The sequence below is a fragment of the Providencia sp. PROV189 genome (assembly GCF_028480065.1).
Classification (GTDB): Bacteria; Pseudomonadota; Gammaproteobacteria; order Enterobacterales; family Enterobacteriaceae; genus Providencia; species Providencia stuartii.
The window spans coordinates 36263-62886 of record NZ_JAMPOG010000004.1 but is presented as its reverse complement, the minus strand read 5'-3'; the positions used below and the strand labels follow the sequence as shown (position 1 = coordinate 62886).

Below are 26624 nucleotides of genomic sequence, written 5' to 3'. Positions count from 1 at the left end.
TTCATTTTTGAAAACGATAATAAATAATTAGGCAAACAGTACTGGAGAACCTGCGCTTTATGCAATCCCTGACATTACAACCTATCTCTTCAATTAACGGAACGATCAACCTGCCAGGGTCTAAAAGTGTATCGAACCGAGCGCTGTTATTAGCGGCTATGGCTAATGGCACAACGTTACTGACAAACTTACTGGATAGTGATGATATTCGCCATATGCTGAATGCATTAAGCCAGCTTGGTGTTAATTACCAATTGTCTGAAGATAAAACACGTTGTCGTGTTCAAGGAGTCGGTGGGCGGTTATGCCATACTGACGAACTGGAAATTTTTCTGGGTAATGCGGGTACGGCAATGCGCCCATTGACCGCAGCATTGTCGTTAGCGAATAACAATATTGTGTTAACAGGCGAGCCTCGCATGAAAGAGCGCCCAATAGGGCATTTAGTTGATGCTTTACGTGAAGGTGGCGCTACGATTGATTACCTAGAACAAGAAAATTATCCGCCCCTTCGCTTACGTGGTGGTTTTTCTGGTGGTGAAATATCGGTTGATGGCTCTGTCTCTAGCCAATTTTTGACCGCACTTTTGATGGCCGCGCCGTTGGCTGAGAAAGAGACAATCATTACTATCTCAGGTGAATTGGTTTCAAAACCTTATATCGATATCACCTTAGCCTTGATGGCCACGTTTGGCGTTGAAGTGGATAATCACCAATATCAACGCTTTGTTATTAAAGGGCAACAGCAGTATCAATCACCCGGTGAATACTTAGTCGAAGGTGATGCGTCATCAGCATCCTATTTTCTTGCCGCGGCAGCTATTAAAGGTGGTACTGTCAGAGTGACAGGTATTGGTCGTAATAGTCTCCAAGGCGATACCAAGTTTGCCAATGTACTGGAGAAAATGGGGGCAACAATTCGTTGGGGGGATGACTTTATTGAATGCCAACGAGGTACGTTAAACGGAATCGATATGGACATGAACGCTATCCCAGATGCGGCGATGACCATTGGTACTGTGGCACTGTTTGCGCAAGGGGAAACGGTGATCCGTAATATCTATAATTGGCGCGTGAAAGAGACGGATAGACTGTATGCTATGGCGACTGAACTGCGTAAGGTCGGTGCTGAAGTCGAAGAGGGGCACGATTTCATCCGTATTGTTCCGCCAGCGCAATTACAGCATGCTGAAATTGAAACCTATAACGATCACCGAATTGCTATGTGTTTTTCGCTCGTTGCCTTGTCTGATACCCCTGTTACGATTTTAGATCCAGGGTGCACGGCAAAAACATTCCCAGATTACTTCCAACAATTAGCCCGTCTGAGCTAAATTTTAATCATTCGACTGACTGACTTTGCATTGAGGCAATGTCAGTCAGTATCTATAATTAGCCGCCATTTATATATCTGCATAACCATTTTTCTGCGACTCATCAGAACCTGCTTATTTCACAAAATCGTCGAGTAGGTATAATACCACTACAGATTTTAATTGCAGGTGGTGAAACCACGTGCAGAGAAGGAGACCTTTTATGGTGGCAATTGCCCCTGTAATAACCGTTGATGGACCAAGTGGTGCTGGTAAAGGTACATTATGCCAAGCGCTGGCAAACCAGTTTGGATGGCAACTCTTAGATTCTGGTGCGATTTATCGTGTTCTCGCATTAGCGGCTTTACATCATCATGTAGACATTCAGTCTGAAGATGCGTTAGTACCTTTAGCGGCAAACCTAGATGTACGCTTTGTGCCAGAAGAAAACCAGTTAAAAGTGATTTTAGAAGGCGAAGATGTTTCAAATCAAATTCGCACGGAAGATGTGGGTAAAACCGCCTCGCAAATAGCGGCTTTTCCGCGTGTAAGGGAAGCGCTATTACGCCGGCAACGCGCATTTAGAGCGATGCCTGGTTTGATTGCAGATGGTCGTGATATGGGAACCGTTGTTTTTCCTGACGCTCCCGTCAAAATTTTTCTTGACGCTTCCGCAGAAGAGCGCGCTCATCGGCGCATGAAGCAGTTGCAGGAAAAAGGGTTTGATGTTAACTTTGAACGACTTTTAACCGAAATACAAGAACGCGACTATCGTGATCGTAACCGTTCGGTTGCACCTTTAGTTGCCGCGAAGGATGCTTTGATTTTGGACTCCACAAGTATGTCAATTGAGGAAGTCATTGAAAAAGCACAAGCCTACGCGAAAAAAATTCTGCAATTATCTTAATAATTGGCTGTATTTTAGCTTATAATGTAGATAGTATACGCATCTAATACTATGTTGATTTTTTCGCTTAACATGGTAATCACCTTATGACAAGGAAAGTTGTGGGGTATGTAAAACAACCCCATTTGGCCGGAAGCTGAATGGACGTTAATTTAAAACTCTTGAAGATCATTAATATGACAGAATCTTTTGCTCAACTCTTTGAAGAATCCCTGCAGAATATTGAAACCCGTCCTGGTTCTATCGTCCGTGGTACTGTTGTTGCCATCGATAAAGACGTTGTTCTGGTTGACGCAGGTCTGAAATCTGAATCTGCTATCCCAGTAGAACAATTCAAAAATGCTCAGGGTGAGCTAGAAATCCAAGTTGGCGACGAAATCGACGTAGCTCTGGATGCAGTTGAAGATGGTTTCGGTGAAACTATCCTTTCTCGTGAGAAAGCGAAACGCCACGAAGCATGGCTGATGCTGGAAAAAGCTTACGAAGAAGCTGAGACTGTAACCGGTGTTATCAACGGTAAAGTAAAAGGTGGTTTCACTGTAGAACTGAACGGTATCCGTGCGTTCTTACCAGGTTCACTGGTTGACGTTCGTCCAGTTCGTGACACAACCCACTTGGAAGGCAAAGAGCTAGAGTTCAAAGTTATTAAGCTGGATCAGAAACGCAACAACGTTGTTGTTTCTCGCCGTGCTGTAATTGAATCTGAAAGCAGCGCAGAACGCGATCAACTGCTCGAAAATCTGCAAGAAGGCATGGAAGTTAAAGGTATCGTTAAGAACCTTACTGACTACGGTGCATTCGTTGATCTGGGCGGTGTTGATGGCCTGCTGCACATCACTGATATGGCTTGGAAACGTGTTAAACACCCAAGCGAAATCGTCAATGTTGGTGATGAAATCACAGTTAAAGTTCTGAAATTCGACCGTGAGCGTACCCGTGTTTCTCTGGGTCTGAAACAACTGGGCGAAGATCCTTGGGTTGCAATCGCTAAACGTTATCCAGAAGGTACTAAACTGACTGGTCGCGTAACTAACCTGACTGACTATGGTTGCTTCGTCGAAATCGAAGAAGGCGTTGAAGGTCTGGTTCACGTTTCAGAAATGGATTGGACTAACAAAAACATCCACCCATCTAAAGTTGTTAACGTTGGTGACGTTGTTGAAGTTATGGTTCTGGATATCGATGAAGAACGTCGTCGTATCTCTCTAGGCCTGAAACAATGCAAAGCGAACCCATGGCAGCAATTTGCAGAAACTCACAACAAAGGTGACCGTGTTGAAGGTAAAATCAAGTCAATCACTGACTTCGGTATCTTCATCGGTCTGGAAGGCGGCATCGATGGCCTGGTTCACCTGTCTGACATCTCCTGGAACGTTGCAGGCGAAGAAGCAGTTCGTGAATACAAAAAAGGTGACGAAATCGCAGCCGTTGTTCTGCAAGTCGACGCAGAACGTGAGCGTATCTCTCTGGGCGTTAAGCAGTTAGCTGAAGATCCATTCAATAACTACTTAGCAGCAACCAAGAAAGGCGCAATCGTAACTGGTAAAGTTATCGCAGTTGATGCTAAAGGTGCAACTGTTGAGCTGACTCTGGGCGTTGAAGGTTACCTACGTGCATCAGAAGCTTCTCGTGACCGTGTTGAAGATGCAACACAGGTTCTGAAAGTTGGTGATGATGTTGAAGCTAAATACACTGGTGTTGACCGTAAAAACCGTGTAATCAACCTGTCTGTTCGTGCAAAAGACGAAGCTGATGAAAAAGACGCTATCGCTACTGTGAACAAGCAAGAAGATACTAGCTTCGGTAACAACGCAATGGCTGAAGCTTTCAAAGCAGCTAAAGGCGAATAATTAAGGTAGGGGTAACAGGCGTTACCCCTTCGTAACGGTAGTTTAGGGAGGTACTATGACCAAGTCTGAGTTAATCGAAAGACTGGCTAGCCAGCAATCTCATCTGTCAGCAAAAACGGTCGAGGATGCTGTTAAAGAAATTCTCGAACATATGGCAGATACTCTGGCTGGTGGTGAACGTATAGAAGTCCGCGGATTCGGCAGTTTTTCTCTTCACTACCGTGCTCCGCGTGTTGGGCGTAACCCAAAAACTGGAGACAAAGTGGAGTTGGAAGGTAAATACGTTCCTCACTTTAAACCAGGTAAGGAATTACGTGACCGTGTAAATATTTATGGTCAATAATTGATTGTAAATCTTAATTATTAGTTCAAAACGGTGCTTGTGTTTCACAGCACCGTTTTTTTATTGGGGGTCTTTAACGTATTGATAGCGTTTCTGGCTAAAACGACACGCTCAGTAAAGGGGGCCGTGAGCTGCTTAATTGCTTATCTGACTCGCAGGAAAACGTTTTAAGTGTTGTCGTAGGGCTGGAGCAATCTGCTAATGGCTAAAAAATAGAGCACCATAGGTTAGGAGCGTAATAAAACTGGTTATGGTATAGCAATGGCTTGGAATGCAGACACAAGTTACCTGAACATGAGTGACTCACTTAGGTAGTTAGATTATATAGGCTGTTGATATTTAGCTTAGCTAAAATCGAGATAGACGAAGCTATATAGACAACGATATCACTCACTTTTAATTTAATCCAAGCGGCGATACTCTCTCTCAATAATTATTTAAATTAACAATAAAAACAAAATAGTTTTGCGAAGCCCCTCCTAAATAAAAAAATATGATTGAGTGATATCATCAAGTATTAGGAAGCAGCTCGTATCGCTGATATTCATGTTTTCCAGAAAAGGGTAAGCCTCGTTATGGTGCTCATTCATGTGGCGCACTAAGAGGTGAGGAAATGTATGGCAGTATACTGACACTATTTCGGGGAGGATCACTTTCCTATACTTTAGCGGCGATCGCGATATTTATTGGCACATTACCGATTTTATTTATTCATCATATCCCCACAATAAATAATTCATTCATTATTTCAGGTATCTTGTTTCTATTTTTGTTATTTATAAAAGCACATCGTTATCTGAAGTTTTTTCTATTAATAGCTATCGCATTTTTGTGGGCATGTTGGCACGCTAATGATGTTATTGAGAAAATAAACCTACTGTCAAAAAAGTACCAATTATTAGACGTTACTATTATCAGCGTACCACTATTTAATAAAGAAAAAGAAAACATTAAAGTCAGAATTAATAAAGTTGCTGGAGTCACCGTGTTTCCGCCATTATATGCGGTATGGCAAGTGAAACATCGGTCAGGTGTTACTATTTGTGCGGGGCAAACTTGGCAACTTAATAGCCTATTAAAACCGTTACATGCATCCTTAAATGAAGGGGGCTTTGACCAACAACGTTATAGCCTATCACAACGTATTATTGGTAAATTAAAAAACACCCAAACAACAATGATCGACTCTCGCTGCTCTGTGCGGCAGAGGGTAATAGATTTTTATAAGGAAGAAATTCTTTCATTAAAAAATGCTGCGATTACTTATGCTTTAATGTTTGGTGAGCGCACATTATTAACGCCTGAGTTATCCACACTATTACAAAGTACAGGTGTGAGCCACCTTATCGCCATATCCGGTTTGCACATCGGGCTATCTTATTTACTAGGCTATTGGCTTGCTCGGTGCTTACTGTATTTGCTTCCCAGCTACGTTATTAGCCCCAAAATACCTATTATATTTGGAGGCATTTTTGCTTTTCTGTATGGATGGGTCTCCGGTTTCGCTATTCCAGCGACACGTGCTTTAATTGCATTGGGGTTGTGGATCTATATCAAACAGCAAAAGAGCCTCTATTTTTCATGGCAATGGGCGGTATGGAGCATTGGTTTGATTGTGCTTGCAGACCCTTTAGCTATGCTATCTGACAGCTTTTGGTTATCCAGTTTTGCGGTATTGGCGATACTGTATTGGTTCAAGTTATTTTCTGTATCATCTTCTACACAGCATACAAAAGTCCTTGGTTGGTTAATTCCTTTCGTGCATTTACAAACGGGTTTATTGATCTTATTAGCACCAATACAAATGGGATTATTTCAAGGGATCAATTTTATGAGCTTTTGGGCAAACCTCTGGTTGGTTCCTATTGTTTCTTGGTTGGTTGTACCGCTTATCTTACTCTCATTTCTGCTATATCTGTTTCCAAGTGCTGCAATCCATCATTTTATTTTGCAGTTAATTGATAGCATTATTTCAATAGGAATAAATCCATTAGCGTATCTCAGTGATTTTTGGATGGAGCTACAGTCCGTTTCATTGTGGGTTTCTATATTCTGCTGGTTGATTGGTGTATTTATTTCATTTGGCTGGCATCGAACCTATATTGGGTTATTAGGCTGTTTTAGTGCATTGTGCATCGGCACTGAAAGTGCGGTTGATAAATCAGTAGAGCAAGGATGGAGCTTAACCACTCTGGATGTTGGTCATGGTTTAGCCGTTGTAATACAGCAAAAAGGCGTCTCCTATTTATATGATACAGGTAATCGTTGGCAAGGAGGAAGTAACGCCCAAAAACAGATCATTCCATACTTAAAACGAAAAGGGATTATCCCGATAGGCCTTATTCTAAGCCATAAGCACCTTGACCATATAGGCGGAGTGCCATTTCTAAAAAAACAATACCCTTGGTTAAATGTGCGAAGCAGTTTTGGAGGGGGGCAACATCTTCCTTGCTCTAAAGGTCAACGTTGGCAATGGGGAGAGCTGCACTTTGAAGTGCTTTGGCCTGAAAAGCTTGCTGAAAAGTCTCATAATGATGATTCTTGTGTGATCATGTTAACCGATGGCTACCATAAAATCTTACTAACAGGTGATATCGAAAAGCAGGGTGAGCAAGCAATTACCGCACTATATAAACATCGATTAAATGCGGACATTGTTTTTGCGCCACATCATGGCAGCAATACGTCATCAACGTCACTATTCATTAGAACAATTTCACCAACAACGGTATTAGTCTCTTCAGCAAGATACAGTCCTTGGAAAATACCGTCAGATAAAGTGTACTTACGGTACAAAAATAATAATATTAAATGGATTAATACAGCGGAGTCAGGTCAGGTAACCATCTGGTTTAAAAGAGAAAAGTTAAACATTTTGCGCTATCGAATCGAAATGTACCCTAGATGGTATCATCTCTGGTTTGGTGATCCGCCATTTCCCGAGTAGAATAGTGCGCTTACATTAAGTTTGGTAATAAAAACATGATTGATAAAGACCTTTCGACACGACAAACGTTTCGCCGGTTATGGCCTACTATTTCGCCGTTTAAAGCAGGCTTATTTGTTGCAGCTATCGCTCTAGTCATCAACGCAGCAGGGGATGCGTTTATGATTTCTTTATTAAAGCCTTTACTCGATGAAGGGTTTGAGAAAGCGGATAATGACGTTTTAAAATGGCTTCCTCTCGCTATGTTAGGTCTAATTATTGTTCGTGGTGCATCTAGCTTTGTTTCAACCTACTGTGTTTCGTGGGTTTCTGGGCAAGTTGTAATGAGTATGCGCCGTAAGCTATTTGGCCATATGATGGGAATGCCTGTCAGCTTTTTTGATCAGCAATCTACAGGGACCCTCTTATCACGTATCACTTATGACTCAGAGCAAGTGGCGGCATCATCGTCAGGTGCATTAATTACCATTATTCGTGAAGGTGCCTATATCATCGGTTTGTTTGCGATGATGTTCTACTATAGCTGGCAACTCTCCCTCATTTTGATTGTTATCGCGCCAATCGTCTCTATTACAATCCGCATCGTCTCTAAGCGTTTTCGTAAGATCAGTAAAAATATGCAAACGGGGATGGGGCATGTTACGGCTAGTGCTGAACAAATGTTAAAAGGGCACAAAGAAGTTTTAATTTTTGGCGGACAAAAAGTTGAAACTGAGCGCTTTAATAAAGTCAGCAATAATATGCGTAGCCAATCAATGAAAATGGTCACTGCTTCGGCAATTTCAGACCCGATTATTCAATTGATTGCTTCTTTTGCATTAGCGTTCGTTCTGTATGCGGCAAGTTTCCCTGAAATTCGTGAACAGTTATCACCGGGGACAATCGCCGTTGTTTTCTCTTCTATGTTTGCTTTAATGCGCCCATTGAAATCGCTCACTAACGTTAACTCTCAGTTCCAACGTGGGATGGCAGCATGCCAAACACTATTCTCTATTCTCGATACTGAACAAGAAAAAGACGAGGGAACCAAAGTATTATCTAATGTGAAAGGTGATATTGAATTTGAAAATGTCACGTTTACTTATGCAACTAAAGAACATCCTGCATTAGATGATATTTCATTTACTTTACCAGCAGGTAAATCGGTGGCCTTGGTTGGGCGTTCAGGCTCAGGGAAATCAACCATTGCCAATTTGATTACGCGTTTCTATGACATCGATAAAGGCTCTATCCGTATTGATGGGCATGATATTAGGGAATATACCCTTGAGTCATTGCGTAACCAAGTGGCTCTGGTTTCACAGCATGTGTATTTGTTTAATGATACCATTGCAAACAATATTGCTTATGCAACGGATGGGCGTTTTAGCCGCGAGCAAATTGAGAAAGCCGCAGAAATGGCTTATGCGATGGACTTTATCGCGAAACTGGATAAAGGTTTAGATACGGTGATTGGGGAAAATGGTGTGATGCTCTCGGGGGGGCAACGCCAACGTATTGCCATTGCTCGCGCACTGTTGCGTGACGCCCCTATCTTGATCCTAGATGAAGCAACGTCTGCATTGGATACTGAATCAGAAAGAGCTATTCAAGCAGCACTGGACGAACTGCAAAAAAATAGAACGTCTCTTGTGATTGCTCACCGTTTATCAACCATTGAAAATGCGGATGAAATTTTAGTTGTTCAAGATGGTCGCATTATCGAACGTGGCAACCATAAAGCGTTATTAGCGCTAGAGGGGGCCTATGCTCAACTACATAAAATACAGTTTAGCCAATGATAGAAAAAATCTGGGCTGGTCAGTCATGGCTTTATATCTTACTACTGCCGTTCTCGCTGCTGTATGGGGCGATCGCGTTAGTTAGGCGTATAAGTTATCAAGCTGGGTTATTCCGTTCTTGGAAGGCACCAGTTCCAGTAATCGTTGTTGGCAATTTAACGGCAGGGGGGAATGGTAAAACGCCTGTCGTTATTTGGCTAGTAGAAGCATTAACTCGGGAAGGTTACCGCGTTGGTGTGGTTTCTCGGGGATATGGTGGAAAAGCAGATCACTATCCACTAGTGATTTCATCAACGACGACAACGGCTGAAGCCGGTGATGAACCTATTTTAATTCACTACCGAACCAAAGCGCCTGTCGCGGTGGCCCCCAAACGCAGTGAGGCGGTGAAAGCATTACTGGAAAACCATGAGTTGGACGTGATCATCACCGATGATGGTTTGCAACATTATGCGTTAGCGAGAGACTACGAAATCGTTGTGATTGATGGTCAACGCCGTTTTGGCAATGGCTGGTGGTTACCCGCTGGGCCAATGCGTGAAAGAGCGGGGCGTTTAACGAGTGTGAATGCCGTCATCGTTAATGGTGGGCAAGCAAACGCTAATGAAGTCGCTATGGCATTAGAAGGGGATATTGCCGTTAATTTACTCAGTGGTGAAAAGTGTGCAGTGAGTGAACTTAAAACGGTGGTTGCTATGGCTGGCATAGGTCATCCTCCTCGCTTTTTCGCCTCCTTAGAAAAAAAAGGGTTAGAATTGGTGCAAACGCATGCTTTTGCAGATCATCAGCCGTATCAACAACACTCTCTGTTAGCATTAACACCTAATAATGAACCCCTGCTAATGACCGAAAAAGACGCAGTAAAATGCCAATCCTTCGCCCAAGCCAATTGGTGGTATCTGCCTGTGGACGCTTCTTTCGATGCGTCAGGGGAAGCAAAGATCCTCAGTGAGATCAAAAACACGGTAGAGCGCTATAAAAAAACTTGTCTTTAAACATTTACTGTGATAATAATATCTCCAACGTGATGTAGATCTCTTTATTATGTATATAAATGTAATTCATTAATAATGAGTATCTATATTTGATTTATTCACGGTCAACTGAGTTCGTCTCTATTTCCTCGCAGTTTCCACGTTTATTCATCAGTTTTGTCATCTCAATGTCAAAATAGGCTGTTAAGTTACAGTGGATGATTGGTATGCGAAAGACCGTTAATTTAATAGTGTGTACAGATTAATAACAACAGTACATCCGGTAGTAATCGTTTACTTGCTCTTAAAGCGTTTTAATAAATCGGCAATTTATCATGGGGTATAACGTGTAAAGAGTAATAGTACAACAATAAATAGAATTATTGTTCTCAGAACAAAAGGAGTTTTAATATGAATTTTCAATTACATATGGGTCGAGTTAAATGGTTTGATGCAAATAAGGGTTATGGATTCATTTCACCAATAAATGGCGGTGATGATATCTTTGTTACACGTAAATCAATTGCAAATAAAAAAATCAAATCATTATTTGAAGGTCAAAATGTCGAGTTTTCTGTTACTCGCAATTCAGATGGCATAACGGCTGCTGACGTTATTGCTTATTAATTAAATCATTAACAGTACCGTTTCTCCTGCACCTCTATCCTCTCAATTTCTCGCAGGAGAGCGTATTCAAAAAGATTAAAGTTAACGGTGATATCGGCTTGTGTTATCCTGACCCGAAGTGAGTTAAATCCATTTGGGAGAAAACATGGATCACCGTTTACTTGAAATCATTGCATGCCCTATCTGTCATGGCAAATTAAGTTACAACAAAGAAAACCTTGAACTGATTTGCAAATTCGATCACCTTGCCTATCCTATCCGTGATGGCATTCCTGTTTTGTTGGAAAGTGAAGCTCGCAAAGTTGCATTAGACGAAGGGCAGTAATCATTATGTTTACTGTTATTATTCCTGCTCGTTATGCTTCTACTCGACTGCCGGGGAAACCCCTTGCTGATATCCATGGCAAACCGATGGTTGTCAGAGTCATGGAGCAAGCCATTAAGTCAGGGGCGTCACGTGTCGTTGTGGCGACCGATCACCCTGACGTTGCGAATGCAGTTATCCAAGCAGGCGGTGAAGCTTGTATGACTGATCCTAACCACCAATCAGGAACAGAGCGTTTAGCAGAGGTCATTGACACCTATGGCTTTGCGGACGACGAAATCATTGTGAATGTACAAGGTGATGAGCCTTTGATCCCACCTGAAATCATTAGCCAAGTTGCAAGGAACCTTCAAGGTAGCCAAGCGCAGATGGGAACATTGGCAGTGCCTATTCATGATGCTCAAGAAGCCTTTAATCCAAATGCGGTAAAAGTAGTGACAGATCATGAAGGTTATGCGCTCTACTTTTCTCGAGCGACCATTCCATGGGATAGAGATAAATTCGCCGTTAGCCAAAATGCTATCGGTGATCATTTCTTACGTCATATTGGGATCTACGCTTATCGCGCAGGGTTTATTCGTCGTTATATTAAATGGGAAGCCAGCCCATTAGAGAAAATCGAAATGCTAGAGCAGTTAAGAGTGCTTTGGTATGGCGAAAAAATACATGTGGCAGTGGCTGAAAAAGCACCGGGTGCTGGTGTAGATACTCCAGAAGATCTCGAGCTAGTAAGAAAGCAATTTAAATAAGCACCGATAAATATCGGTAGCCATATAAGGTGTGTACTCATTTCTGAGCCACACCTTTTTTATTGTTCTATTTATTCTGCTTCTATGGCCTCAGGCGTTAAAATGGGGGTTTCTAGTGCTTCGGTGTTATCTGGCTTTAAATAAAACCAAATAGAGCCGATTAATTCATACCAAGCCCGTTCGCTATGGCTAAAATAGAATGCGGAAGGGAAATATTTTTCCCACGGATTGAGTGCACTTTTGATGGCCAATTGGTTTGCAGGGGCAGGAATAGGCTGCATGCCGCGTGCTGTAAACATGGAAATGGCTCTTGGTAAGTGGTTCGCCGAGGTCACCAGCAAAAACGGCTCTTTCCCAATTATTTTTTCCACTTCAAATGCTTCTTCTTGCGTATCCTTTGGCTCTGTTAATGCAATCGTATCGCTAGCAGGTACACCAAGTGACTGAGCAACCATGGCCGCAACTTCTGCACTACTGATAGTGCTATTCGCTTTGCTTCCTGTAAAAATAAGCTTACTTCCTGGGTATTTTAGGTATAAACGGACACCTTCAGTGACGCGAGGCAGGCTATTGTTGAGCAAGTTAGAACTCGGGCTCCAATCTGGATTATAGGTAAACCCACCACCGAGCACGACAATATAGTGAACATCCTCGGGGGGATTTTCTGTGATCAGTTCATAGCGTTTATCGAAATTCCCTTCAACAGGGGCAAGTAGACTGTCGGAAATAGGCTGCAATCCTAAAAGGGCAATAACAATAAGGCTCATGGATACACAGGCCTTGCCACTCTTTTGCCAGCGTGTAAACCACAGCAATATAAGGCCGATAAACCCGATCAGCAGCAGTAGAGGGAGCGGCATAAGTAAGGCGCCCAAGTATTTTTTTAAAAGAAATAGCATAAGTGAACCTATTTTTTGGAGTTTATCGTCAATTAATTGTTCTGATTGCTGAATTCAGGACCGCACTATGCCAAAATAAGGCCGTTATCTGTTATAATCGTCATACTTCAAGTTGCTGTATTTTTGACTACACTCATTCGCACGAGTCACAGAGCTATCGATGCTCCTAGCGGTTCAAACCCTGCACATCGAGTTATTGAGCGTATATCATTTAGGTTTCAGCAGCCTTAAACATCAAGCAGATGTACAGCGTTATTTTAGCCGAATTAATATTGAATCATATTCTGGATTTGATCTTATTTCATTAACGGCGAAATAAGAACTGGCTGATTTTAACATTTGCTGGGAAGGTGGCGTTGTGTTAACAGGCATGAATGGCTAATTTAAAGAGTACCGGATAATACATGGTAGACCGCAACTTTGATGATATTGCTGATAAATTTGCAAAAAATATCTATGGCACGACAAAAGGTAAAATACGCGAAGCGGTTGTTTGGCAAGATCTAACCCAATTGATTTTATCTCAGTTTAATGGGCAAACATTGCGTATCTTAGATGCAGGCGGTGGTGAAGGTCACTTTTCGCGCAAACTGGCGGCAATGGGACATCAGGTCATACTTTGCGATTTATCCGAAGAAATGCTTGAACGCGCTAATGAACTTGCCGAAGAACAAGGGATTAGCGAAAATATGCGTTTTATTCATTGTGCCGTTCAAGATATTCGCCAACATATTGAAGGTACGGTTGATTTAGTGCTATTTCATGCGGTACTTGAATGGATTAGTGAACAGAAATATGCAATTGAACAGTTGGTAGATATAATTAGGCCAGAAGGCGTATTTTCTGTCATGTTCTATAATGCAAATGGTTTAGTAATGCGAAACGCGATTTTAGGTAATTTTCATCTTGCTACACCGCATATCCAACGTCGACGTAAACGTTCATTATCGCCACAAAATCCATTACTACCACAACAAGTCGATGAATGGTTGTCTGATTGCAAAATGGAGATTATTGGCAAAAGTGGCGTCAGAGTCTTTCATGACTACCTGCAAAGTCGGCAGTTACAGCAAAAAGATTTTCCGGCGCTTTTGGCTTTAGAACAACAATATTGTCGTCAGGAACCCTACATCAGCATGGGACGTTATATTCATGTCATGGCACGAAAACCAATAATAAAGGACGATTTATGAGTGATTTTTCCCAGACCGTCCCTGAACTCGTGTCCTGGGCACGAAAAAATGATTTTTCGATTTCACTGCCTCCAGAGCGCTTAGCTTTCTTGCTGGCGGTTGCGGTATTAAACAGCGAACGCGTTAACGGTGAAATGAATGAAGGGGAGTTGATTGATGCATTCCGTGAAGTGTGTAAAGGTTTTGAACAGACCACGGAATCATTATCTGTCAGGGCGAACAACGCCATCAATGATATGGTTCGCCAGAAAATATTTAACCGTTTTACCAGTGATATTACAGAAGGTAACGCCATTTACCGTTTGACATCACTTGGTATTGGAATAAGCGACTACTACATTCGTCAGCGTGAGTTTTCTACATTAAGGTTGTCTATGCAGCTATCCATTGTGGCAGGTGAGCTACAAAGGGCAGCAGAGGCAGCCGAAGAAGGCGGCGATGAATTTTATTGGCACCGTTTTGTATTCGCCCCCCTGAAATATTCAGTGGCTGAAATATTCGACAGCATTGATTTATCTCAGCGCGTGATGGATGAGCAGCAAAATAGTATCAAAGAAGATATTGCGGCATTACTCAACCAAGATTGGCAGGCCGCTATCGCAAACTGTGAACAGCTGTTATCAGAGACATCCGGTACATTGCGAGAGCTTCAGGATACGTTAGAAGCCGCCGGAGATAAATTACAGGCGAATTTATTACGTATTCAAGAAGCGAATATGAATGCGCCAGTCTTTTCCGATATGGTGGATAGGCTAGTTTACGATTTGCAAAACAAATTAGACCGCATTGTTAGTTGGGGTCAACAATCTATCGATCTCTGGATTGGTTACGACCGCCATGTCCATAAATTTATCCGTACTGCAATTGATATGGATAAAAACCGTATTTTCTCGCAGCGTTTACGCCAATCCGTTCAACAATATCTCGATAGCCCATGGGCGCTGACTTACGCGAATGCGGACCGTCTATTTGATATGCGTGACGAAGAGTTAGCCTTGAACGATGAAGAGGTGATGGGGGAATTGCCTCCAGACCTTGAATTTGAAGAGTTTAGCGAGGTGAACGATCGGTTAGCCGAGCTTATGGAAGCGGAACTGGCATTCTATAAACGCGAAAAACAGCCACTGGATGTTGCCCGAGTCGTACAAGAGTACTTAAAGCAGTATCCACAGAAACGTCACTTTGATGTGACACGCATTATTATTGATCAGGCTGTTAAATTAGGTATCGCAGAGGCTGATTTGGCGGGATTGCCGTCAGAGTGGCTAGCAATTAATGATTACGGAGCCAAGGTGCAGGCACATGTCATCGACAAATATTGAACAATTTATGCCAGTTAAACTGGCTCAGGCATTGGCCAACCCCATTTTCCCAGAGCTAGATAGTCAATTGCGTTCAGGGCGTCATATTAGTATTGATGACCTTGATAACCATGCCTTCTTGATGGACTTTCAAGAGGTGTTAGAGCAATTTTATGCACGCTACAATGTGGAACTGATTCGGGCACCGGAAGGCTTTTTCTATTTACGTCCCCGTTCAACAACTTTGATCCCACGCTCGGTATTATCTGAGCTGGATATGATGGTAGGGAAAATTCTTTGCTATCTCTACTTAAGTCCTGAACGATTGACTAACCAAGGCATTTTTACCGCCCAAGAGCTATTTGAAGAGCTACTATCGTTGGCGGATGAAAGCAAATTATTGAAATTTGTTAATCAACGCTCAACCGGTTCTGATTTGGATAAACAAAAGCTACAAGAAAAGCTGAGAACCTCCCTGAACCGCTTACGTCGTTTAGGCATGGTACATTTTATTCAAAACGACTCGAACAGATTTATTATTTCTGAATCAGTATTCCGTTTCGGTGCTGACGTTCGTAGTGGTGATAACGTTCAAGAAGCCCAATTACGTATGATCCGTGACGGTGAGGCCATCTCCCTCGAAGAAGGGTTATCCTTACAGGATAGTGAAGATGAAGAGACAGACGAAGACCAAGATGCGGCTGAGAGTGATGAGGATGAACAAGTATGATTGAACGCGGGAAGTTTCGCTCACTGACGCTGATTAACTGGAACGGTTTTTTTGCGCGTACTTTTGACCTTGATGAGCTGGTGACCACGCTGTCAGGGGGAAATGGTGCAGGTAAATCAACAACGATGGCGGCATTTATTACCGCAATGATCCCCGATCTCACCTTGCTGCACTTCCGTAATACCACCGAAGCAGGGGCAACAACAGGTTCACGCGACAAAGGCTTACACGGTAAGCTACGCCCGGGGGTCTGTTATGCTGTTTTGGATGTTTTGAACTCTAAACATCAGCGCGTCATTGTTGGGGTGAGGCTGCAACAGGTTGCGGGTCGTGATAAGAAAGTCGATATTAAACCTTTCATGATCCAAGGTGTGCCAATCGCGACAGTACCGACCGAAGTTTTGACCGAAATAGTGGATGGGCGCCAAGCAAAAGTTATCGCTCTCAACGAATTAAAAGAGCGTTTAGAACAGCAAGAAGGCCTCCACTTTAAGCAATTCAACTCAATCACGGATTACCATTCAGTCCTGTTTGAACTCGGTGTTTTACCGAAGCGTTTACGTTCAGCCAGTGACCGTAGCAAATATTATCGTCTGATTGAAGCGTCATTGTATGGCGGGATCTCTAGTGCCATCACTCGCTCGCTACGTGATTATTTATTGCCAGAAAACAGTGGAGTACGTAAGGCTTTCCAAGACATGGAAGCTGCGCTACGTGAAAACCGCCTGACACTAGAAGCCATCCGCGTAACCCAATCGGATCGTGATTTATTCAAACATCTGATCAGCCAAGCTACAGATTATGTGTCAGCCGATTATATGCGTCACTCCAATGAACGACGTATTCACCTTGATTCAGCAATGGCAGCGCGTAGTGAACTATTGGCGAGCCGTAAGCAGTTGAGGCAAGAGCAAGTTCGTAGCGTTGAAATTGCCCGCGAATTGAACGAACAAAATAATGCATCGTCTGATTTAGAGGCTGATTATCAGGCTGCAAATGACCATTTAAACCTTGTTCAGACGGCATTGCGTCAGCAAGAGAAAATCGATCGCTACCAAGCCGATATTGAAGAGCTGACTTTCCGTCTTGAAGAGCAGTCGGAAGTGGTTGCTGAGGCGACAGAGCGCCAAGAAGAGTTTGAAGCACGTGCTGAAGCGGCTGAAATTGAAGTTGATGAATTAAAAAGCCAGTTGGCTGATTATCAGCAGGCGCTTGATGTCCAGCAAACCCGAGCTATTCAATATCAGCAAGCATTGCAGGCACTGACTCGGGCGCGTGAATTGTGCCAATTACCTGACTTATCAATAGAAAATGCAGACGAGTGGTTAGAAACCTTTGAAGCTCGCGAGCAGCAGGCCACAGAAGCGTTACTGACATTAGAGCAAAAAATCAGTGTTGCGGATGCGGCACACAGTCAGTTTGAGCAAGCGTACCAACTTGTTAAAAGTATGGTAGGTGAAGTCAGTCGTAGCGAGGCTTACCAGCAAGCAAGGGCGCTATTACGCGATTGGTCTTCACAGCAACATTTGGCAGAGCGAGTGCAACCATTACGCATGCAACTCGCTGAATTACAACAACGCTTAGACAGTCAGCAAAATGCAGAGCGCTTATTAAACGAATTTTGTAAGCGACATAACAAAAGCTATGAGCCAGATGAATTAGATGGCCTAATGGCCGAGTTGGAAGCGCAGCAAGAAGAATTAAGTGTTGGTGTCAACGAAAGCGGCGAACGTCGTATGCAGATGCGCCAAGAGCTTGAGCAAATTCGTCAACGCATTCAAGTATTAACGGCTAAAGCGCCTGCATGGTTAATGGCACAAGAAGCGTTGACTCAGCTTAACGAACAAGCCAAACAATCATTTGAATCAAGTGGTGCTGTTACAGAGTACATGCAGCAACTGCTTGAACAGGAAAGGGAAATCACCGTTGAGCGTGACGAGGTGGCGAGCCAACGTCGCGAATTAGAGAAACAAATTGAGCGCCTCAGTCAACCTAGTGGTGCGGAAGATAGCCGTTTACTTGCCCTTGCAGAACGTTTTGGTGGGGTGTTGTTATCGGAAATCTACGACGATATCACCATTGAAGATGCCCCTTATTTCTCGGCGCTGTATGGTCCTGCTCGAAATGGGATTGTTGTTCAAGACCTTTCGGTGGTGCGCAGCCAATTAGAAACGTTGCAAGATTGCCCAGAAGATGTTTACTTTATTGAAGGGGATCCCCAATCCTTCGATGACAGTGTTTTCGATGCAGAAGAGTTTGAAAATGCGGTATTAGTACGCTCGTCAGATAGGCAATGGCGTTTTTCTCGTTATCCGGAAGTGCCCTTATTTGGCCGAGCAGCCCGTGAAACACGCTTAGAAGCATTGACACTAGAGCGTGATAACTTAGCTGAACGCTACGCAACGCTCTCGTTTGACGTACAAAAAATTCAACGTGCACATCAAGCTTTTAGTCGTTTTATTGGTCAACATATTTCGGTAGCTTTTGAAGCCGACCCTGAAGCCGAAATCCGCACCTTAAACCAAAAACGTACTGAGATAGAGCGTAATTTGGCTCAGTTTGAAGAGCAAACTCAGCAACAGCGCCAACAGTTTGCAATGGGTAAAGAGTCTCTATCTGCATTAAACCGACTATTACCTTTAGTTGGGTTATTGATGGATGAAACGCTAGCGGATCGCGCTGACGAAATTCGAGATGAGCTTTCAGAAGCAGAAGAAGCTGCCCATTTCTTAAATAAACATGGTCAGGCGTTAGCAAAACTAGAGCCTATCGTTACCGCGTTATTGAGCGACCCTGAGCAACATGATCAGCTACGTCAAGACTATGAGAACGCGAAACATAGTCAGCAAATCGCGAAACAACAGGCCTTTGCCTTGGTGGAAGTGGTGCAGCGTCGCGCCCATTTTAGCTACAGTGATTCGACGGGGATGGTGAATGAGAATGCCGACCTTAACGAAAAACTCCGCCAACGCTTAGAGCAAGCTGAAAATGAAAGAAGCCGCGCTCGTGAGCAGTTACGTCAGCAGCAATCACAATCAGCACAATTCAATCAAGTTTTAGCGTCGCTTCGCAGCTCGTTTGATACCAAACAAGAGATGTTAAAAGAGCTAGAAGCAGAAATGCAGGATATTGGTGTTAAAGCGGATCCTGATGCGCAAGAGCGTGCACGTATTCGTCGTGATGAGCTACATCAATCTGTCATGGCGAATCGTAGCCGAATTAACCAGCTAGAAAAACAGCAGACCTTATGTGAAGCGGAAATGGAAAACTTGCAAAAACGTATTCGCAAGTTAGAGAAAGATTATTATCTATTGCGCGAACAAGTGGTATCGGCTAAGGCTGGCTGGTGTGCTGTCATGCGCTTGGTGAAAGACAATGGTGTTGAGCGGCGTTTACACCGTCGAGAATTGGCTTATACCGACGGTGATAGTTTACGCTCAATGTCGGATAAGGCTTTGGGTGCGTTACGTTTAGCGGTAGCAGATAATGAACATTTACGTGATGTACTGCGTTTATCTGAAGATCCGAAACGCCCAGAGCGTAAGATCCAATTCTTTATTGCTGTTTATCAGCATCTTCGCGAGCGTATTCGTCAAGATATCATTCGTACTGATGACCCAATCGATGCGATTGAGCAAATGGAAATTGAGTTGGCTCGATTAACAGAAGAGCTAACGGCTCGTGAGCAAAAACTGGCGATCAGTTCGAAGAGTGTGGCTAACATTATTCGTAAGACCATTCAGCGTGAACAGAACCGTATTCGCATGTTGAACCAAGGCTTGCAGGCCGTTGCGTTTGGTCAGGTGAAAGGGGTACGCTTGAATGTCAATATTCGAGAAAGCCATTCTCTGTTATTGACGGTGCTCTCAGAAGAGAGCGAATTGCATCAAGATCTGTTCACCAGCCAGCGTTTAACCTTCTCTGAGGCGATGGCTAAGCTCTATCAACGCTTGAACCCACAAATCGATATGGGGCAACGCTTACCGCAAACTATCGGTGAGGAGTTACTTGATTATCGTAATTACCTTGAACTTGAAGTTGAAGTTAACCGCGGATCCGATGGGTGGTTGAAGGCGGAAAGTGGTGCATTATCGACAGGTGAAGCGATTGGTACAGGGATGTCGATATTGGTTATGGTGGTGCAAAGCTGGGAAGAGGAGTCACGTCGCTTACGTGCAAAAGATATCATTCCTTGCCGCTTGCTGTTCCTTGATGAGGCCGCTCGACTGGATGCAAAATCTATCGCTACCTTGTTTGAGCTGTGTGAGCGGTTAGAAATGCAGCTGATTATTGCAGCACCTGAGAATATCAGTCCTGAAAAAGGAACGACCTATAAATTGGTTCGTAAAGTGTTTGATAATCGAGAGCACGTACACGTTGTTGGATTAAAAGGGTTTGGTCAAGATAACCCAAGTTCACAAGCACAATTGCCTCAAGGGTAATTAACCTATTTAAGTCACTAAAAACGGCGTTAGAAATAATGCCGTTTTTTTTAATAAAAATCCGCATAAGTTAAATTTACTGAATAGTGGTTAATTGGATCGGAATAAGAAAGTCACTATGAGACATTAATCTCATTTTTATGAGAGAAAAGACATTATTATCTGAATTCTTGTGATGCATTCCAAATAAATTATATTTCGTATAATTATGGCTTGCTTTCATGATGCCTGCATCGTCAATAAATCAGTAAGGATCCAACATGAAAAAAACGACATTGACCCTAAGTGCCATCGCGTTAGTATTCAGCTTTACGGCAACGTCACAGGCAAAAGTATTAATGCCAGACGTTGTTAGCCCAGGGGTAACTGTGGCAGAGTTAGCTGAACAGAAACCAATTCATTGGGTTTCTGTTGAGCAAATTAAAAATAGCCTTGAAGGCCAAGCTCCTATGGCTGTTGGTTTTGATATTGATGATACCGTACTTTTTTCCAGTCCTGGTTTTTATCGCGGTAAACTAGAATATTCTCCAAATGATTTTAGTTATCTCAAAAATAGGGAATTTTGGGAAAAGATGAATAATGAATGGGATAAATTCAGCATGCCTAAAAAAGTCGGCATCGAGTTAGTCCAAATGCATCTAAAACGTGGTGATACTGTTTACTTTATTACTGGCCGCACGAAGACAAAAACAGAAACTGTTAGCCAATATGTACAAGAAGGGCTTGGTATCCCGGCAGATAAAATGAACCCAGTCATTTTTGCGGGGGATGAACCGGGACAAAATAATAAAGTCAGTTGGATGCGTGACCATAAATTAAAAATTTATTATGGTGATGCTGATGCCGATATTGCCGCAGCTCGTGAATTAAATATCCGTGGTATTCGTATTTTACGTGCCGCAAACTCCTCCTACCAACCATTACCTAAAGCAGGGCAATTTGGTGAAGAGGTTGTGATTAACTCTGAATATTAATTAGGTTAATCGACATAACATGAATAATATAAAGGCGCCTGGCGCCTTTTTTAGTATCTCACAAAGATTAACTCATAAGAGGTAAATGTATCATTCGCCATGAAATAGTCAAAAGAGGTGTAAAGAGGAAACTATCACACTTAAGTCATATTTAATTTAACAATCTAGTTATTATTTCATTTTTATGATTTGTTTTTAGGTATTTTAGCAGTAAATACGTCTATTTTTCATTGGTTGTATTTATTCTGTTTTAATGGCTAAGCGTAAAATCGTTTCGCGTTATTTAAAGACAAAATTAGCCAATTCCTATAACATTCTTTTCGAAATTAAATACAATTAATATTCAATATAATAAAAAATGATTGTTATCCATGTGGTTACTTAAGGTGGATTTATGGCAAAGAAAAGAGTGAAAGCTCTGCAACTTTCGGTAATTTGTGGGCTGTTGTCGATACAACTTCCTGTATTTTCAGCGCAAGACAATGGGCTAATTTTGACAGAAGAAGCGCCATTGCAGCAAGAGGTGGTGGCAGCCCCTGTGGCGACTATCACACCAACTGAAAGTTTAGCGCAAATTACGGGAGCATTACCTGCCGATATAAAACCTGTTTTTTCTTCACAACTCGCGAAGATTTATGCAGATCGGCAGATGAAACTGTTATGGCAAGATGAAACGGCTATCGAACAGTTTCAGCAACAACTGGCGGAGCTGGCACTTTCAGGGGTACAACCTCAATTTAATGAGTGGTTAGCCGCCCTTGAACATGTTCAGTTGAGCGAATTAGGCCGTGATGTGATTTTGTCTGATGCCATGTTGGGTTATCTACAATATCTTTCTGGTGTTTCAGCTAATGGGCAATTTTGGCTATACCGGAAACAGCCTTACAAAATAGCGGCACCTACGGCAGAGCAAATGAAGCCATGGTTGGATGCCGCCGCCGAAAACCGCCTTAATGAATGGGTCAAATTACAATCGCCTCAACATTCCCTGTACCAGCCTATGCGCGAAGAAATGTTGAAGCAACTAAAAATGGATGACGATGGGTTGGCTTTAGTGGATACCAAAACCCTAAAACCGGGTCAATCGAGTGATGATGTTATCGCTTTACGTGAGATCTTGTATCGCCAAGGGCTACTTGATGAAACGGCGATTAATACAGAGTTAGATGCCGCAGCGCCAGATGCAGAAATCGCCAAAGCGACCGCACAAGCGCGTTTGTACAGTGATGAGCTAGTTGAAGCTGTCAAAAAATTTCAACAGCGCTACGGCTTGGAAGCTGACGGTATGGTGGGGAAAGGCACCAAAGTTTGGCTGAATATGAAACCTCAGCAAAAAGCAGGGCTAATGGCGTTGAATATTCAACGCTTACGTATTATTCCTGAAAATAATGGTACTGGGATCTTGGTGAATATCCCTGCATTTTCATTAAATTTCTTCCTAAATGATGAAGTGATTTTAGATTCGAAAGTGATTGTTGGCCGGCCTGATCGTAAAACGCCAATAATGAGCAGTGCATTAAATAATGTGGTGATCAATCCACCTTGGAGCGTGCCTACCAGCATGGCTCGTAAAGACATTGCACCAAGAGGGAAGCAGGATCCTAGCTATTTTAGCCGCAAAGGTTACACGGTCTATTCCGGATGGGGGGAAGACTCCTTTGAGATTGATCCCTACTCCATCAATTGGGATGTGATCACTCCAGCGAATTTCCCTTATCGGATCCGTCAAGCACCGGGGCCAACCAACTCATTAGGCCGCTATAAATTTAATATGCCAAGTTCGGATGCAATCTACCTGCATGATACACCGAACCACAGCTTATTTAATCGGAGTGCACGTGCTATCAGTTCAGGGTGCGTACGGGTAAATAAAGCTAGCGAATTAGCCAGTATCTTGTTAGGTGATGCAGGGTGGGAGCAAAAGCGTATTGATGGTGCAGTAAAAGCAGGAAGTACGCGTTATGTGAATATTCCGGATAGGATCCCCGTTTATCTTTATTATCAAACGGCGTGGGTAGACAAAGAGCAACAGCCTCAGTACCGCGCTGATATTTACCAATATGATAATAGTATCAATAATGCTGAAAAATATTTACCCGCAATAAAAAACATCTTACATTAAATGTGATATCAGGGAGGTTTCCTCCCTGATATTTCTATTATCACTAATAATTAGTTGATAGTGGGTTACACTTAAGTATCAAAACCTATATTTTCAATGATTACTCAATAACAAGAAGATATTCTATTTATTATGAGTGACCAAGTTCACTCTTTTGGCGTAAATATGCCAAATTTGCGCTTATTTACTTATTTCTTTACATTTTTATACATTAAAGTTAAATATCATTTGTTAGACTGAACAATAGTATAAATTTTGTTCCTATACTCTCTCATTCGAGATGCAGCTAGGCGCGCAATGAAGTGATTCGAAAGAAGTTAGCCGCTAAGTTGTAGCTCGAACGGCTGGGTATGTTTAACCCATTGAAATTTGAGTTACCATCTATGGATATTATCGACCAAAATCGCCGCAAGTGGTTAGGTGCTGGTGCAGCTGCTTTTGGGCTGAGTTTATTGCCTAGCCATGTTTTTGCTGCTATGACGACGCCTAAACCAAAAATTTTGCGTTTTCAAAACCTCAATACTGGGGAATTTTTAAAAACAGAGTTTTTTGATGGACGCCATTATAACAAATCTGAGTTAGCTCGATTAAATCACTTATTCCGTGATTACCGTTGCGATAAAGTCAAAACCATTGATCCTAAGTTATTCGACCAAATTTATATGTTACAGGTTATGTTAGGGTCGAATAAGCCTATTCAATTGATTTCAGGTTACCGTTCACTTGAAACAAATAATGCCTTGCGCCGTAGCAGCTCGGGGGTGGCGAAAAAGAGTTACCATACTCGTGGACAAGCAATGGACTTCCATATCGAAGGGATACAATTGAGCCATATCCGTAAAGCGGCACTGAAAATGAGAGCTGGCGGCGTTGGTTATTATCCAAAAAGTAATTTCATCCATATTGATACAGGTCCGGCAAGAACATGGTAATCTGTACTATGCTCAGCGTACTTCAAGTCACCGCACTCGCAGGGATTACTTTGCCTTGCGCTGTTTCTTGAAGTATTTAGGGTATAAATAAAACAGATTACGGAGCGATTGCTTAATGAACTATATGATTATCCCAGTCACCCCTTTTCAGCAAAATTGTCAGGTGATTTGGGATGAAAATACGATGGAAGCAGTGATAGTCGATCCCGGTGGTGAAGCTGAAAAACTCATTGCCGCTATCGAAGAGCGTGGTTTAAAACTCACTAAAATTCTGCTCACACATGGGCATGCTGATCATATCGGTGCAACGGCTATCATTTCTAAGCACTTTTCAGCCCCTATTTATGGCCCACAAAAAGAAGATGCTTTTTGGATTGAAGCGCTAGCAGAGCAACATGCGATGTTTAATATTGAAGGTGGTCCTAGCTTCACCCCTGACTATTGGTTAGAAGAGGGGCAGACTGTTCATTGTGGATCGATGGCCTTTGATGTATTGCATTGCCCCGGTCATACCCCTGGCCACATTATTTTTGTTAACCATGCAGATAAACTTATCTCAATGGGGGATGTGCTATTTAAAGGGGGGGTAGGGCGCAGTGATTTCCCTCGTGGAGACCATCAGGCGTTGATTGCTTCAATCAAAAACAAGGTTCTGCCTTTAGGGGATGACTATCAGTTTATCCCAGGCCACGGGCCAATGTCAGATCTTGGTCATGAGCGCAAAACCAATCCATTTTTGCAGGATGATCTTCCTGTTTGGTGATGACGACTTAATCACCATCTAAGCTTGCTTTCACCCTATGAAGCCATGCCCCAACCTGTTGGGACATGGCTATTTCTGTGATTTTATCGAGCTAGTTTTCTGTTATTTAAAAAGAAAAAACGCCTCTCATAATTTATTGAGAGGCGTTCTATTATTGTAAAAACTTTATCGTGTTAAGCCATTACAGCACTTTTACGATGGCTTCACACAGTGGCACCATGTTTTCCAGCGTTAAACCTGCGACGTTGATACGCCCAGAGCTAACTGCATAGATACCAAATTCGCTACGTAAGCGCTCTACCTGCTCTTTATTGAGGCCACTGAAGGAGAACATACCATTTTGGTTGATAATGAAGCTGAAGTCCTGTTTAGCGCCTTTTTCTTCCAGTGTATTCACCAGCAACTGACGCATACGTTTAATACGCTCACGCATTGAGGTCAGCTCTTGGATCCACTCTGCTTTTAATGCGTCATCAGAAAGAATGGTCGTAACCACGGCTGCACCGTGTGCTGGTGGGTTTGAGTAGTTAGCACGGATAACCGCTTTTGCTTGGCTAAACGCACGCTCTGCATTATCGCTATCTTTCGCAATAATGGTGCAGGCACCGACACGCTCATTATATAAGCCGAAGTTCTTAGAGTAAGAGCTGGCGACGATCATTTCTGGGTTTTGTTGGGTAAAGATACGCAGCCCTTCAGCATCTTCATCTAACCCTTTAGCAAAGCCTTGATAAGCGAAGTCAAATACTGGCAGTAAACCTTTCTCCGCGCATAGGGCAGAGAGTTTAGCCCATTGCTCAGCTGTTGGGTCGATACCTGTTGGGTTATGGCAGCAGCCATGCAGAACGATAACATCACCGGCTACCGCAGAAGATAAGCTGTTGAGCATACCATCAAAGTCCATACCATGACTTGCGGCATCATAGTAGTTGTAAGTCAACACTTCTAAGCCAGCGGCTTCAAAAATATTTTTGTGGTTTGGCCATGTTGGATTGCTTATCCAAACACGTTTAGCATTGGTTTGACTAGCGATAAAGTCAGCGGCAATACGTAGGGCACCCGTACCTCCAGGCGCTTGTGCAGTACGAGCGCGTTTAGAGGTGACAATTTCATGCTCTTTACCAAATAACAGCTCTTGGGTGACACGACCAAATTCTGGCATCCCACTGATGGCAAGATAGTTTTTGGTATTTTCGTTTTCAAGCAGGAATTTCTCTGCTTTTTTTACAGTGTCTAAAACAGGGGTTTTACCAGACTCGTCTTTGTAGACGCCGATACCGAGGTTAATTTTGTTTTCACGAGGATCAGCACGGAAACTATCAGCAAGGCCTAAAATAGGGTCAGCAGGGGCAGCAGTAATTTTTTCAAACATGTTGTCGATTCCAAAGCTCAGTTGTTAAGCCGAAAATGTTGAGTGCTCAGGTTAACGCGCAGAAAACAATTTGCCAACCG

At 42.8% G+C, this 26624-nt stretch carries 20 protein-coding genes; 18 read left to right on the top strand and 2 right to left on the bottom strand.

Going from position 1 to position 26624, the window contains the following annotated elements; translation table 11 throughout:
- Window positions 1–59 precede the first annotated feature (59 nt).
- From aroA to kdsB, 10 genes are all read left to right on the top strand, one after another.
- Entirely contained in the window at window positions 60–1334 is a 1275-nt protein-coding gene (gene aroA, locus PR833_RS02645) for a 3-phosphoshikimate 1-carboxyvinyltransferase (RefSeq protein WP_004918138.1), read from the top strand.
- A gap of 202 nt (window positions 1335–1536) precedes the next feature.
- Window positions 1537–2220, top strand: a complete 684-nt coding sequence (gene cmk / locus PR833_RS02640) for a (d)CMP kinase (RefSeq protein ID WP_004918139.1) — start codon at window positions 1537–1539, stop codon at window positions 2218–2220.
- Between the two features lie 176 nt (window positions 2221–2396).
- Window positions 2397–4070, top strand: a complete 1674-nt coding sequence (gene rpsA, locus PR833_RS02635) for a 30S ribosomal protein S1 (RefSeq protein WP_014657928.1) — start codon at window positions 2397–2399, stop codon at window positions 4068–4070.
- A 55-nt stretch (window positions 4071–4125) separates the two neighbouring features.
- A complete protein-coding gene (ihfB, locus tag PR833_RS02630; protein ID WP_004918141.1) occupies window positions 4126–4413 on the top strand; it encodes an integration host factor subunit beta in 288 nt (95 codons plus the stop codon).
- A 613-nt stretch (window positions 4414–5026) separates the two neighbouring features.
- Complete coding sequence (locus PR833_RS02625; RefSeq protein WP_249890436.1) at window positions 5027–7360, top strand: DNA internalization-related competence protein ComEC/Rec2; 2334 nt, start codon at window positions 5027–5029, stop codon at window positions 7358–7360.
- A 35-nt stretch (window positions 7361–7395) separates the two neighbouring features.
- Window positions 7396–9141, top strand: coding sequence for a lipid A ABC transporter ATP-binding protein/permease MsbA (gene msbA, locus PR833_RS02620; RefSeq protein WP_004918144.1), 1746 nt, complete (start codon window positions 7396–7398; stop codon window positions 9139–9141).
- Complete coding sequence (lpxK, locus tag PR833_RS02615) at window positions 9138–10136, top strand: tetraacyldisaccharide 4'-kinase (RefSeq protein ID WP_014657930.1); 999 nt, start codon at window positions 9138–9140, stop codon at window positions 10134–10136. The genes msbA and lpxK overlap by 4 nt, the downstream gene beginning before the upstream one ends.
- Window positions 10137–10526: 390 nt before the next feature.
- Window positions 10527–10742 carry a cold-shock protein gene (locus tag PR833_RS02610; protein ID WP_004918147.1) on the top strand — a complete coding sequence of 72 codons (216 nt, stop codon included), beginning with the start codon at window positions 10527–10529 and terminating at the stop codon, window positions 10740–10742.
- A gap of 145 nt (window positions 10743–10887) precedes the next feature.
- A complete protein-coding gene (locus tag PR833_RS02605) occupies window positions 10888–11067 on the top strand; it encodes a Trm112 family protein (protein ID WP_004918148.1) in 180 nt (59 codons plus the stop codon).
- A gap of 5 nt (window positions 11068–11072) precedes the next feature.
- Window positions 11073–11816 carry a 3-deoxy-manno-octulosonate cytidylyltransferase gene (gene kdsB, locus PR833_RS02600; RefSeq protein WP_014657931.1) on the top strand — a complete coding sequence of 248 codons (744 nt, stop codon included), beginning with the start codon at window positions 11073–11075 and terminating at the stop codon, window positions 11814–11816.
- 71 nt (window positions 11817–11887) lie between these two features.
- Here the strand turns inward: kdsB and elyC are convergent, their stop codons facing one another.
- A complete protein-coding gene (gene elyC, locus PR833_RS02595; protein WP_004918150.1) occupies window positions 11888–12715 on the bottom strand; it encodes an envelope biogenesis factor ElyC in 828 nt (275 codons plus the stop codon).
- A 404-nt stretch (window positions 12716–13119) separates the two neighbouring features.
- Between elyC and cmoM the strand changes: the two genes are divergently transcribed.
- The 8 genes from cmoM (at window position 13120) to PR833_RS02555 (ending at window position 25172) form a co-directional block, all read left to right on the top strand.
- Window positions 13120–13908 carry a tRNA uridine 5-oxyacetic acid(34) methyltransferase CmoM gene (cmoM, locus tag PR833_RS02590; RefSeq protein WP_004918152.1) on the top strand — a complete coding sequence of 263 codons (789 nt, stop codon included), beginning with the start codon at window positions 13120–13122 and terminating at the stop codon, window positions 13906–13908.
- Window positions 13905–15230, top strand: a complete 1326-nt coding sequence (gene mukF / locus PR833_RS02585; RefSeq protein ID WP_004918153.1) for a chromosome partition protein MukF — start codon at window positions 13905–13907, stop codon at window positions 15228–15230. The genes cmoM and mukF overlap by 4 nt, the downstream gene beginning before the upstream one ends.
- Window positions 15211–15939, top strand: a complete 729-nt coding sequence (gene mukE, locus PR833_RS02580) for a chromosome partition protein MukE (RefSeq protein WP_004918154.1) — start codon at window positions 15211–15213, stop codon at window positions 15937–15939. Before mukF ends, mukE begins: the two co-directional genes overlap by 20 nt.
- Complete coding sequence (mukB, locus tag PR833_RS02575) at window positions 15936–20381, top strand: chromosome partition protein MukB (RefSeq protein ID WP_004918156.1); 4446 nt, start codon at window positions 15936–15938, stop codon at window positions 20379–20381. Before mukE ends, mukB begins: the two co-directional genes overlap by 4 nt.
- A 260-nt stretch (window positions 20382–20641) precedes the next feature.
- Window positions 20642–21355: an acid phosphatase AphA gene (gene aphA, locus PR833_RS02570; protein ID WP_004918158.1), complete on the top strand. Its 714-nt coding sequence runs from the start codon at window positions 20642–20644 to the stop codon at window positions 21353–21355.
- A gap of 394 nt (window positions 21356–21749) precedes the next feature.
- On the top strand, window positions 21750–23477 hold the full coding sequence (ldtD, locus tag PR833_RS02565) for a L,D-transpeptidase (protein WP_004918160.1): 1728 nt from the start codon (window positions 21750–21752) through the stop codon (window positions 23475–23477).
- Between the two features lie 383 nt (window positions 23478–23860).
- On the top strand, window positions 23861–24409 hold the full coding sequence (locus PR833_RS02560) for a YcbK family protein (protein ID WP_014657936.1): 549 nt from the start codon (window positions 23861–23863) through the stop codon (window positions 24407–24409).
- A 115-nt stretch (window positions 24410–24524) separates the two neighbouring features.
- Window positions 24525–25172 (top strand): MBL fold metallo-hydrolase, encoded by a 648-nt coding sequence (locus PR833_RS02555; RefSeq protein WP_036943623.1) that lies wholly within the window; start codon window positions 24525–24527, stop codon window positions 25170–25172.
- Window positions 25173–25353: 181 nt separating this feature from the next.
- Here the strand turns inward: PR833_RS02555 and PR833_RS02550 are convergent, their stop codons facing one another.
- Window positions 25354–26544, bottom strand: a complete 1191-nt coding sequence (locus tag PR833_RS02550; protein ID WP_004918170.1) for an amino acid aminotransferase — start codon at window positions 26542–26544, stop codon at window positions 25354–25356.
- Window positions 26545–26624: the final 80 nt, after the last annotated feature.